General features: G+C 48.2%; 8 protein-coding genes. All 8 read right to left on the minus strand.

Going from position 1 to position 12,906, the window contains the following annotated elements; genetic code table 11:
- Nucleotides 1-3 precede the first annotated feature (3 nt).
- The 8 genes from H5336_RS02015 to tagH are packed head-to-tail and all read right to left on the minus strand — an operon-like array spanning nucleotide 4 to nucleotide 12,292.
- Nucleotides 4-2,826, minus strand: a complete 2,823-nt coding sequence (locus H5336_RS02015; RefSeq protein WP_185230931.1) for a bifunctional serine/threonine-protein kinase/formylglycine-generating enzyme family protein — start codon at nucleotides 2,824-2,826, stop codon at nucleotides 4-6.
- Nucleotides 2,827-2,834: 8 nt separating this feature from the next.
- Entirely contained in the window at nucleotides 2,835-3,584 is a 750-nt protein-coding gene (locus H5336_RS02020; RefSeq protein WP_185230933.1) for a PP2C family protein-serine/threonine phosphatase, read from the minus strand.
- Nucleotides 3,577-4,341, minus strand: a complete 765-nt coding sequence (gene tagF / locus H5336_RS02025) for a type VI secretion system-associated protein TagF (RefSeq protein ID WP_185230935.1) — start codon at nucleotides 4,339-4,341, stop codon at nucleotides 3,577-3,579. Before tagF ends, H5336_RS02020 begins: the two co-directional genes overlap by 8 nt.
- Nucleotides 4,341-7,874, minus strand: coding sequence for a type VI secretion system membrane subunit TssM (tssM, locus tag H5336_RS02030; protein ID WP_185230937.1), 3,534 nt, complete (start codon nucleotides 7,872-7,874; stop codon nucleotides 4,341-4,343). Before tssM ends, tagF begins: the two co-directional genes overlap by 1 nt.
- A 58-nt stretch (nucleotides 7,875-7,932) precedes the next feature.
- Complete coding sequence (icmH, locus tag H5336_RS02035) at nucleotides 7,933-8,847, minus strand: type IVB secretion system protein IcmH/DotU (RefSeq protein ID WP_185230939.1); 915 nt, start codon at nucleotides 8,845-8,847, stop codon at nucleotides 7,933-7,935.
- 12 nt (nucleotides 8,848-8,859) lie between these two features.
- Nucleotides 8,860-10,194, minus strand: a complete 1,335-nt coding sequence (gene tssK, locus H5336_RS02040; protein ID WP_185230941.1) for a type VI secretion system baseplate subunit TssK — start codon at nucleotides 10,192-10,194, stop codon at nucleotides 8,860-8,862.
- A 12-nt stretch (nucleotides 10,195-10,206) separates the two neighbouring features.
- Nucleotides 10,207-10,698, minus strand: a complete 492-nt coding sequence (gene tssJ, locus H5336_RS02045) for a type VI secretion system lipoprotein TssJ (protein WP_185230943.1) — start codon at nucleotides 10,696-10,698, stop codon at nucleotides 10,207-10,209.
- Nucleotides 10,699-10,744: 46 nt separating this feature from the next.
- Nucleotides 10,745-12,292, minus strand: a complete 1,548-nt coding sequence (tagH, locus tag H5336_RS02050) for a type VI secretion system-associated FHA domain protein TagH (RefSeq protein ID WP_185230945.1) — start codon at nucleotides 12,290-12,292, stop codon at nucleotides 10,745-10,747.
- Between the last annotated feature and the right edge of the window lie 614 nt (nucleotides 12,293-12,906).

A 12,906-nucleotide genomic window follows, 5' to 3' on the forward strand; every position in this document is an offset into this window, starting at 1 on the left:
TAGTTATCGTTCCACAATTTCTCTGAGTAGACGGAAACCGGTATATTTGTCGGCACCACTTACTGTTTCGGCAAGATTTACGCTGCAGTCTTCCATTGCGGTTTGATAAGAACCACCCACAGCAACAATTTCTCCCCCCCTATCGGCAACCAACTCCCTGACGTTGCCCACATGATTAACCAACCCCCAACGATTCTGAACGCCTACATCGGCTTTAATAAGCGAATCACCTTTTTGTATACCGCGCGAATTAAGTTTGCAGTTTCGATTGGAGTCGAGCTTGCCTCGTTGCGCGCGAGCGGCATATTCCCACTCAGCACGGGTGGGCAGTCGATATTTTCTTTTCGCCTTTTCACTTACCCAGCGCAGGTAGCCCTTTACATCTCTAGGGCTAATATTCGTTACGGGAAACTCCAGGTTAGTATTTACATTGGCTGTGCAATTACCACTGGAGGTACAATATTGATTGTATTCTTCTACGGTTACTTCGTATTTACCTATTGCGAAAGCCTTCACGCTTCCCTTAGCGGGAATAACCACTAATGTGGGGCCTTTCTCTTCTCCTGCTAACCGATCTCTACAACTGGCACGCTTACCTCTGGCGCCCAAGCCAGCTAACGAGAGGTCACACGGGTCTTTCGGAATAATAGCAATGGACTGAACCGCATTGTTTTTAGGAAACAACCGTATAGCTTGCTTTTTATACTCATTTGCACGCTCGGGGAATGAGCGACCAATACGCGAGATACAGGCCGAAAGCGCGGTTACAATACCGCCTTCATTTTTTCTGTAACGAGACATGTCAACTTCTCTCAGTTTGGTCACGGCGATTTTAAAATCACGCATATTCAAACCGCTTCGGCATGATGTTTGTTCGGTTACGTTGGTCATGGCCTGGTCGAACACATCGCGCTTTTTCTTCTCTTCCGCTTTTTGTACCGCTACATTCGTCGCCCGTTTCTTTGCCAAACGATCACGTTCTTCTACGTCGGCCAGTCTTTTTTCTATTGATTTTAGCGTTAGCTCGTATTGTTCAGTCAATGTACTAAGTGCATCTAAGTCGCCGGCATACCTCGGCGCATTCTCCAAGAGGCGAGCCGCATTAGCCATATCTTCTTGCTGTATAAATACCGTAATTTTTTGCAAATATTGCTGGTAAATTTCCGGGGTACGAGCTTGTAGCCATTCGTCATTTTCACCCACCATGGAGGTTAGTTCTTCTACCTCCAGCAGAAGGTCGGCCTCCCAGGTACGAGTAAACTCCAGTGTTTTAAGCAGGCTGGTAATATTTGCTCTGTGCTGCTCTACACGCAGCTGCATTTCAATTTCGCTACGCACGTCGTCTTCTGAAATGGTGGGGCCGTTATTCCCCCCCATATATAAATAACCAACCGTGGTGAGCAACGCAAGAATTACGACGGTAACGACACCCGCCTTAAAATAGGATTGACGCAACTGCGTCATCATGCCCCAAAACTCTTCTACGCTAGATGCACGCCCTTCCCTTTCGAAAGCCAGTGCTTTTTCCAACGCTTTCCATTGGTTTTTCCTTAGCTGGGGAATGCGCTCGGGTTTTAGGCCCAACCGAGCTGCTTCATTTGCGTGAACTCTATCGAAGGGGTGACGACCGGTAAACATTTCGTAGGCTATACAACCCAGCGCATATATATCGTCGCGTACATCAGGCTCTAAGCCTTCCAGCATTTCTTTACTGGCGTATGCCGGGGTTAAGGCGCCTAAGTTGCCGGCATCAAATACGGTTTTATCCTCTGGGTCATCTTCATGTGTTTCTGTCGCCGCTACCGCGCGCGCAATACCAAAATCAAACACTTTGGCAAGGCCTTTACCGGTCACAAAAATATTGCCGGGCTTAAAGTCTGAGTGAATGATGTTTTCACCGTGGGCGTACATTAATGCCGCACATATACCTTCTAATACCCGCCAAGCATCTTCTTCCGGCAGGCCAGTTGCCTTGTATTGGCTAATAAGTTTGTCGAGTGGTTTTCCGTCGAGAAACTCCATGGTCATAAAAACGCTATCGCCGTCTTTGTCGAAGTCGAATACGTTTACGATGTTGGGGTGGGCAATTTTTTGGGTTTTTCGTGACTCTCTCTGCAGAGCAATAAAGGCTTCGGGATGAGATTTAAAGTCGTCACCCAATACTTTTATCGCAACGTAGGGGTCGCGGTCCTGCGCTTCTACTTTCAGTAGGTCTTTAGCTTTGTACACCATCCCCATGCCGCCAGCACCGAGCATTTCTTCAAAAATAAATCGATTTTTTAATATGTGCTTACGCGGGGTGGAGGCGGAAACCGAAGGGTTTGTTTGACCTGGCTCTAGCGACAAACCCTTAGGTGCACCATGACCGCCAGAGGCTGGCGCGGCCGCTGGCGTACGCCGGCCGGGATTAAACTGGGTTTTGTCGCCAGCAGGAGGCCTTGCCTTTGGTTGGACTTTTGGCTGAATTTTAGTTTGATCACCGGCAGCCGATTGGGCTTTGGGGCGTGCAGCGGTTCTGGTTTTGGTCGGCGCCTGCGGTATGCCCTTTTCTTGTAGCGCTCGATTAATTTGCCGTTGTTTTTGCTGCGCATGGCTGGCTATGCGTGTTTTATCGCTATCGGATAATGGCCGCTTAGCGGCTTTTTTAACTACAGTTGCGTCAGGTGATGGCGATGCTGGACGCGGCGACCTTTTTATAACCGTTGCATCCCCCGGAGCCTCCAGCGGTGTTTTTGCGGGCGTTTGCTTACCCTCTCCGTCCAGCGGTTTTTTAGCCGCCACACGCGTTTTTATCTTTGTTTTGTCAGTATCTTCGGGTGTATCCATATCGATCTCTAACAGCTCCCTGGCTCACCTTTCAGTACAATAAGTGAAACATTATCTCTAGCCTTGCTCGCTAATGCGCGACGCATCAGCTCTTCGGCCGCGTCTTGCCCATTTCGCCACGCCAAGCACTCTTCCATGTCGGTGTATTCAATAGCGTTGTAGAGCCCATCACTGCATAACAAAAAGGTATCGCCAATTTGCAGACTAAAAATAGTGGTATCGACAAACACTTCGTTTTCACCGCCAACGGCGCGGGTAATAACATGGCTGTCGGGGTGGTCAATGGCCTGCTCCGTTGTGAGCATACCCATTTGCACCAGCTCTTCCACCTGACTATGGTCACGTGAAAGCTGCGACAAAACACCTCCGCGATAGCGGTATAAGCGTGAGTCTCCCACCCATAGGCAGACCCCTACCCGACCACGGGTAGCGAATAACACCACGGTACTGCCCATGGATCCGCCATTAAGCTTTTCTTCCGAATATTCTAGAATTTCCTGATTAGCTTGAATTAAGGCATCGTCGACTTCGTCGACTAAATCACTGAGTCGATCAGTATTTTCCAGTGTGTTCAATAACTCGGCCACTTTTTGTGAGGCAATGTCGCCCACCTCATGGCCACCCATACCGTCGGCGACAGCCCATAGGCTAATCTCCGGACGCATTATCAGGGTGTCTTCGTTAACTTCTCGTACGCATCCTACGTCTGTCGCGCTAGCACCATGCCAGTCGATCGGACGAAATTCAGTATCACTCATTGGGATTCGATTCTTCTTCGTAGCTCAGCGGGTTTAAATAGTAGGGTTCGGGCCAGTCCCAGTTTTGCCACTGGCCTTCGAGCATAGCGGCACTAGCGGTTGTGACGGGCAAGCCACGACCAACAAACAAGCAGGGTTCAACAAATTCAGAGCCCCGAGTAGACCACATGCTGTAACTGGCATAGGAATTTCGGAGACTGGCGTCCAGTAGCGCTGGTAAGCCTGCAAGAGGTGAGAGGTCTTCACCTTGTTGACGAACCAGCAGTGGCGACACTGGGTTAGCACCACCAAAAAGATTTTCCGTTTTAGTGTAAGCGGGGTTGGCCACTATCGCCGCACTATTAATGTCTTCAAGTAAGGCTTCAATATCCATTTCACCCTCAAGAGCCTGCAGAGCAAACTCTTCCATGGTGTCGAACCATGCTGTTTGCTCACACAATACCGCTACCGGGTTTGTTCCCGGTGGAATAGGCGAAACAATTGAAAAGGGGAAATAGCGACCCACGCGATCGACACTTGGCAGAAGTATGCCCGCCCAATTGTTTTCATCAATTACGCCCTCACTTAACACAAAACGCCAGATGGGGCTGGTAAGGTAAATATCTAGCCAGTCTTCACCCAATTGCGTTTGGGTGGAACTAACAAACAACTGCAACCAGTTGTCCCAGATATCGATAAACTGGGACGGAAGTTCCCGGCTGATAAAATCGCCGTGGGAAGGAAGCTTGCCAAAAAAACCTGTAGTGAACGCAGACACTAAATTGACTCCGGACACCGGAAAGAGGTAAGCCAAGAGCGATCCATTGGATTGTTCACGCTCTTCGCCTTCCCCTGATACAGAATACGGTGCTGTTCGTTATTACCGTCCATTACTTTGAAGCCAATGTTATACACATTAGCGCGGTTGGTTTTTTCAATGTCAGCAGAATCCATTAAGTGAAACCAAGACCATGGCCCGGTAAAAGAGCGATCATGTACTGCGTCGTTAAGGTCTTCAAAAATGACTCTTATGCGATTATTGTCGCTGGCACCAGACCAGTTAATATTTTTCCAAAACTTTGGCCCATGCTTATAAATAAGCCGCTCGTCGCCCAGCTCTAATACAAAACGAGCGTGGTTTTCTTTCATTCGATAAGGACGCAACTCCAGTTGTATCTCAGGTGTTTCTGCATTGGTTCTAAATAGTACATTCTTAATATTCAGCCCCCGGCGTACCTGCCTCAACGTTTTATTAGAAAAGCCAATGCTGTACTTATCAACAACTTTGTTCGACCAGTTTTTGCGGGTATCGATAAAAGCCGCTATATAGTCTTTGTAAAACAGGTCCAACGTACCTGCGGGCTTAAAGAACGCAGCAAAATCAAACATGGCCATTTCATCTGCACTGCCACCGTTCAGCGGATACCGGCCAGCCAAGCCCTGCCTATAGCTCGTGTATACCTGGGCGTTCCATTCAACATTTACATACTGGCGGGCAGAACCCAATATAACCTTCCACGTTTCGTCGGCTAAGGTGGTTAACCACCGCTCTACCGGCTCAGGCTGATTTTTCGCATAAGCACGTAGCGACGTAATGGCATTTCCGCCACCGCTTTGAAAGCGTGCTTTGGCGATATCGAACGATTTTTTAGCCGGGTCTGGCGACATGGCCACCTCAGAAACGAACTCCTGCAATTGCTGCACCTTTTGCATAGCGCCATCAACGGGCGTAAGCCCACTGCGAGATTCGTGCAGCATTAAATGTAGTTCACGAAACTGTTTATCAACCCGTGTAGTTTCTACTTTACTGGCAGCAAAGGATTTTAAACGCCCCATTTTACTCTTGCTATTGCCTTCATCGCCGGCAGCAAGGTCTTGCAATACGGGCATAGTAAGCTGCGTATGCTCTTTGCCTACCTGAAGAATGGCCCGTAATGGTGAATATACCGGGTCGGCAAAACTCATCAATGCATCGTTAACTTGGTTAATACTCGAAAACGATTTAACGTCAAGATTTTTGAACAACCTTGCCCAAGTACTAGCGTATTCGGCTAAGTAAAGTTCTTTGACTTCTTTACTGATTTCACCTAGATCTTCTTGAATAAAGTCAACACGCTCTTTTTCGTCTTGCGCCAGTAACCAGCGTTCATTTTCTATATCGGCAATTAACGGTGATTCAGCAGAAAAGTCGAGATTCTCATACACACCAATAGTGTATAGCGCTGGAATTGAAAGTGTTTTACCTTCGGTTTTAAAATAGGAACGAACCGATTCACCGAACTGATTAAGCATATCGACCGGATAACCGTATTCAGGGTTATTCTTCGCGCGCTCGTATATGCGCTGCGATACCGGCACGCGTAAAAGTGTAGTGCGTGTATCAGCCACTAATCGCTGATTAAGCTCCAATGGCGCTAATGGCAAAGCCAACAGTTGATCGAGGTGAGCTTTTAACTGTTGACGACGGGTTGCCTCACCTTGTAGGCCCGCATCCCACTGCGCGTGAAACCACTCTTTAACCAGCTCAGGCTCCATTTTGTCGAGCCGCTCAAACATCATATAGATACGGAATGTGTTGTATAAATCTCCGCCTTTATGACCTTGTTTAAGCGCACGCTCCAGATCGTCTACCAATCGAGGCAATAACAACTCACGCAATTTCAGTTCGTAAGCTTTATTCGCTTTCTCATCTATACGGCTATCGTAAAGCCCCATGCCCGACAACCAAGGGTGCTCTTCCTGATCGTAGACAATACTGGCTTTGGCCAGAGCATTAAGTGGTGGCAAGACCACACGAACGTCTTTGTTCCAGTCTTTTACTTTTTTCTCTTCTGCCGAAAATTCTTCAAGGTACCCATTCACTTCATTCATAGAAAGCGTTTGCCGGGTAAGCGCACCACTCCATACCAAACCAGTAGCCACCATAACAACGGCAAGCGTGGCATAAGTAGCCCGCTGCGCCCAACGTATAAAACGCTCGTAGCCAATATTAGAACCAACCAGTTCAGATTCAGGAAAAACCACATCGCGAAACAAGCGAGAAAGGAAAAAGCTTTTGCCCTGCTGTTGCGCCAGTTGCGCGGAATCGCGGGCGAAACCAAAATTGGCAGATACGGAGGACATCAACCGATCAATCGGTGTGCCGTCTTGGGTTCCGCTGGAAAAATATACGCCACGCAAATAGGGTTGAAACTGATAACGATTTTGCGAAAATGTTTGGCGGGTGAAGGAATCTACAAGATTTTGTAGGTTTTCCATCTGCTGGGGGAAACCGTATATAGCGCCACGGCGTTTAGGGTCGCGCTCCTGATGCATTCGCCACAGTACACGGTCGTATAGCCGCTCTGTTAGCTGATCAAGCTGCTCCGAAATATAGTCGAAGTTTGGGCTTTGATTTGCCTTTGGCGCATTGGGTAGCGATACCCCCCATACTTGTTCTCGGTCATCGCGATTAAGGTCTTCAAAAAACTCCGAAAAGCCCGAAACCAAATCGGATTTAGTAAACATTAAATAAACAGGAAAACGAATCTGCAGCTTTTGCATTAATTCATCTAAGCGCGAGCGAATTGTTTTCGCGTTTTGGATGCGCTCGTCTTCGGTTTGTATTAACAAGTCTTGTAGGCTTATGGCCACTACAGCACCATTAATGGGCCGTCGACGGCGATTACGCTTGAGCAAACCAAGAAAACCTTCCCAGGCCGAGCTATCAACCACTCGGTGACTATCTTGGGTTGTGTAGCGACCTGCGGTATCGATAAGTACGGCTTCGTTGGTAAACCACCAGTCGCAGTTTCGAGTACCGCCCACGCCCTGCAGCGCACCTTTACCAAATTTTTCCGCTAACGGAAAATCCAAGCCAGAATTAACAAGAGCCGTAGTTTTACCCGAACCTGGGGGGCCTACAATAATGTACCAAGGCAGCTCATAAAGTGCTTTTTGACCATTGCCACCAAATTTGCGTTTCTTTAAGGTTGCCAACGCCTGGCCAAAACGTTGATTAATTTGTTGGATTTCCTCCACCACCTGCGAAGAAGAACCCGTGGTAGTTTCTTTCTGGTTTTTCTGAATATCGTCTACCAGGCTGTTATTTTGTTTCTTCGCCCGCCATTGAATGCGTAGGTTATTAAGCCCCCAAATACCCACTAATATGAGAATACAAACAAGCCTGGCTGTAGTGCTCGCCAACGGAGCCGTATTGCTTTCACCAAATTTGGTATAGGGCCCGGCAAACCAAATAAGTAGCGCAATAAGCAGCAATGCCATTGCAGTAATAAAGGCGGGGCTGAAAATAACAGAAGTAAATTTTTTCATATCGTATGTTTACGGCCATGGCGGCATAAATACCACCAGCAAAAAGATAGTGTCAGTTTTATTTATTCTGGGTGTTTTTCGTTTCTTCGGGTTGCTCTGCAACAATAACGTCCAGCTGCTCAACAACAGGGGTTGCTCGTTCCCACAACCAATAACGAAACCCTGAAAACCCAAACAGCATTAAAGCAACTACTACCGTTACCGCTACCCAAACAGGCACATACTCAGCGAGTGTTTTACTGGTTTTGCCCAACCCCTGCCAACTGGTGGCTAGATCGCGTTCGTATTCACCTCGGTAACGACGAATAATGGTAAACAAGTCATCACGAATTTGCTCAATTGCATCTCGCCCCCTTGCCATTAAACGGTATTTGCCCTCAAAGCCCATGCTTAAGCACACGTAAAAAAACTCGAGCATATCGATATTTTCGGCAGGCGATTGCCGCATGCGGTCTAAAATTTGGAAAAACTTTTCGCCGCCCGATGTTTCGTTGTGGAACACAGAAAGCAGTGTTCGCTGCGCCCATGCGCTCTCGCTTCCCCAAGGTGTATTTAAAACGGATTCATCGAGCATCGAGCACAGTATGTAACGGGCAGAAAGCGTAATTTCCTGACGAATACCCGCCTCTCGCGCCCCGGCTTCAAACGTGCGCAACTCATTACAGAGACGGTTGTGCAACCCGGCGGGGTCAACATGGGTCATGGAATGTCGCGTTTTTTCGTATACGGCAATCAAGGTACTGGCCAGATTAACCAGCGGGTTTAGGCCTTTACCCTTGGCAAAATCCGCCGCTTGTACATCGGCCACGGGTGCGGCTGAGGTATGCCGAGGAACATTCTGCCCCTGCCCTGCTCCCGCTCGCTGACCACCGCGTGCGGCACCCGGTCGCGGACGCATAACTGTGCGGTCTCCGCCAGAACGATCACCTCCTGGCGTGGGCTGACGGAAAACTGTTTTATCGTTATTCGACATGACTGGCCCCAATTATTGTCGTATTGCCCAAAATTCCAATTCAATTCCGGGGAAATCACCCCCCACATGAACAGCAAATCCGCCAGAGGTTGCTAGCTCACGCCAAAGAGGCGTTTGTTTTTCAAGTTCGAAATAGCTATAACCAGAACGAAACGGAATTTGACGTGGCGCTACAGGTAAAGGTTTTATTTCAATACCGGGCATAGCCGCATTCACTAATTGGCGAATACGCTCTACCGGGCCAATTTTTATTTGTGCAGGTAAACGGGTACGTACAACCTCTTCCGCCACATCGGCCCTAACGGCGAGCACATAAGAAGCTGATGTGATGAGTGTTCGATCTGCAATTTCAGACACCCGAATGCCGTATTTCTTCTCTACTAACGGCAATGAAATGGCTGATTGCTCATACACCATCGACAAACTGGAGCGCATCGCATTCATTAAACCGGTAAACGACAATTGTAAGTTTTGATGTAAGTAAGACGGAAATTCGGCCGGCCGCTTATCGCTGTTGGTGAATGTACTGATTTCACCGGCAATTTGAATAATTTCACGATACAGTTGTAACGGATGAAGCCCCTGCACCTGCGATAAGTGACGCACCAGCGGCTCTACACGGTTAAGGAACTGCAGCATCATGTAATCGGCAATTTCGGCGGTGCCACCACGCGCCGTATCCGCAAGCCGGCCTGCGATAGCCTGGCCTCGCTGATTAAGCAACCCCACAACTTCCGTTAGAAACCCCGTAAGCCTTGAAGAACAGCGACAATCCAAACAGGAAAGAATAAACTGATCATCAAGAAAAACCTCTTGGTCATCACGTATTTCTGCCACTTTTAGTACGCCAATGCAGGCATAGCCACTGCGGTCATCGGTTTCCAATAACAACTTCAGTCGCAGCTTACCTATATCCAGTTTGTGTGCTTCACCACCCTCTTTGGTTACATCACGTATTTCATGCTCAGTAGAATAGTAACGAGCCAAACCTTGCATGCTATCTTCCGGCAACACATCAACCGCGCCCGGTCGACGCAGGGGCACGGCGATATAGACAGGGCAATTCACCGTGTTTACTGGCACATCCATCACCGGCGGCACATCGTCTACATCGGGTGCACTAAAGGGCGTGCCATCGGGTAATACGCCACGGGCTTTTATCACAGAAATTTTGCCAAGCTTCAGCAACTGCTGGTCTATCTCAAACTCCTGAACCCCCCAATGAAATTCTGCAGTGGCATCGAGACGATGATTTATATAGCGCTCGAAATAACGTTCTTGCTGCTGAAAGTGCTGCGGGTTTAAAAACATCCCCTCTTTCCAGACAACCTTACTTTCTAGTGACATACGGGCTTCTCGTTATTTATTTTCCAGAAAGATGCGATTGCCTGAAAGGCGAATTTTGACCGCATTCCGCAGAATATTGTTGGTTGTTATAGGAACAACCACTTTGTAACCAGCGTTTTTGTAGTTAAAAAATTCTGCATATAACGCGATGTATTGCGTTTCTGGATTAAGCACAAACTGCTCTTCGCGACTATCACCCGGCGCTAGGCGTTTTAGCTCTTGCTTGGCAATTAAGTCTTTACCCAGTACCTCTTCATCGCGCTCGTAAACCGCTAGAAAATCGGCTTTATCGAGCATTTTGGTATCCTTAAGCTCATACAAGCGTACGAATACCGGAGAGGGTTTGCCAGACTCATCGGGATTAACATCGGAATCTGCACTCACAATTAATTTCAAATCGGTATCGAGGTTGAGCACCCCTCCTACTTTGCTGTTCATGGAGGAGCAAGCAGAAAGAAACACAAGAAAACACAACAGCCCCCCGGCTGTGAGGTGTCTTAACATAATCATCTCCTAATTTTAGCTAACGGCCGTTATTACCCGGCTTGTTTTATTTGTCTTCGTTATTTCGTGCTGACATTAACTGAAACAGCTGGTCTTCGTAAGCGCGTACAAATTCATCGCCAAATAGATTCTGAAACGACTGCTCCATGTTGTCGATAAAACTCTGGTAATAATCGGTGTAGCTCGCCCAATACCGCGCCTTTTGCATACCAGGAATTACTACGCCCTTGTTTTGTTTATCAAATTGACCTTCCAACGCTCCAGGGTCGAAATGTTCAATCATTTTGGAAAAAGCGGCTCTAATACCCGCAATAATGGCCACCTGGTGCTCTGCAATCGCGTTAAAGCCCTCGGAAAAAGACTCCACCGGCCCTTTATAGGCTTTGCTCTTGCGAATGAACATGTTTTCCAGCGCTTCATGCGCATCCGCCGAAAATTTGAGCGGATTATTTTCGATGGGCTGAATGGTTGTAACATTCATTCGAAATTCATTCTTGATACTGGCACGTGAACGTAACACTCGCATCATACCCTCTACAACCACGGGCATGAGCTCGCCAATAATACCCGCCATCTCTACCTGCTCCTTCGCCGACAGGCTTTGCGCGTCTAACCCCATGGCATCGAGTAGGGTTTTACCCGTGTGACGCTCCAGCGCAACCGCTTGCGAGGCCTTTTTAGCGGCAGGCTTAGGCGCAGCCTGCGGGGGTACGGGTTTGGTTTTTGGCGTTTTTCGTACCACGTGATTCGGTTGCGAGATATCGCGCCGTGCCGCCCTTGCTGCAGCGGGCCGGGGCCGTGCGGCTGGTTTAGGCTGAGGTGGCTGCGGCCTTGGAGGTTCGGCTTCCAACTGTATAGGTGCCGCTGTGGGCGGGGACGCCATACCGAGATCATCTTCCCAATCTTCGGGAATTACGCTGCCCGCAGCCGCCGGCAACTCAAACGAGCCCGCCATTGGGTCGGCGTTGTCTGAAAAAGTGTTCTGGCCATAAGGAAATGACTCGGCTGGCGCATCCGGATTAAGACTTAATCCAGGCTCAAATGGCGTAGAAGCTGCGCTGAAAGGGTCGGCAGCCACTTTGTCGAGCGCGGCCAATGGGTCGGTTTCAATCGCTCCCAGATCGCTGGGAGCTCCGCCGTCATTTGTACCAAAACTATTGCCAAAAGCCAGTGGGTCGGAACCGGTATCGAGTGGGAGCGGCGCAGAATCAAACGGGGAGGCCGGGCTAGAGAACGGGTCCAGGCCTGAATCACCAACAAAATCTGAACTGGCTGAATCCAGTTGAACAGCAAATTTGTACTCACCCAACTCTATTTTATCACCATTTTGGAGCTGAACTTTGGATCCACGGCCCAGGGGCTCTGGGGAACCATTCATAAACGTACCGTTGGTACTCACATCGGTGAGGTAATACTGACCAGCCTCATAGGAAAATTCACAATGTCTGCTAGACAAAAATCGCTCGGGATCATCCAAGACCCAAGAGTTATTTTCACCTCGACCGAAAGAGCCACCCTGCTCCGAAATAGTTTTACTCGCCTCGGAAATTACCGCTCCCTGAGGCGACTCGACTACCTCCACTTTTAATACCATCTAATGACTTCCGTATTTTTTTCTATAGAAAATATCATTAATTGCGAAAACCGGACCCGGCTATTGCGCCATTATGCAAGCGAAATACGTGAAACGAATCACAAGTTACACAATTAAACTTCTCGCACGAACTCCTGTTCTACATGCCACCCCAGTATATTCTGTGGCAGAACGCTATTCAAAACAAAGTTGGCCGCCAGCGCTCGCTTAGAGCACCGAAACCGTCAACAAAAACACAAAAAGACCGGAAATAGGTACGTTAACACATGAAACCATTCTCGCTCCAGCCAATGCAGGCGATACCAAAAACCTCCGCACACAATTGATTTATAAGCATTTATTAGTTGCATAAAAGACCGAGCAGTAAATAAAAAAACAGTCTTAATCACCTACCCCTGCATTTTTCATTCATGTACGCTTTACCTTGCTGCGGCTGCCATACAAACAAAACCGTTAATTTGCATGCCATTAAGTTGCCTTATGCGCCCTTAATTCACAGATTGGGCTGTTTGTTCTTTTATATACACAGCACATTGGTTGCACTTGCTTTTATATGGGTAACTAATACAAAATGCGCCAAGGAAGAAATAAGAAAACCGCCCTGACGTCACGCA

Origin of the sequence: Teredinibacter franksiae (assembly GCF_014218805.1) — a bacterium.
Classification (GTDB): Bacteria; Pseudomonadota; Gammaproteobacteria; order Pseudomonadales; family Cellvibrionaceae; genus Teredinibacter; species Teredinibacter franksiae.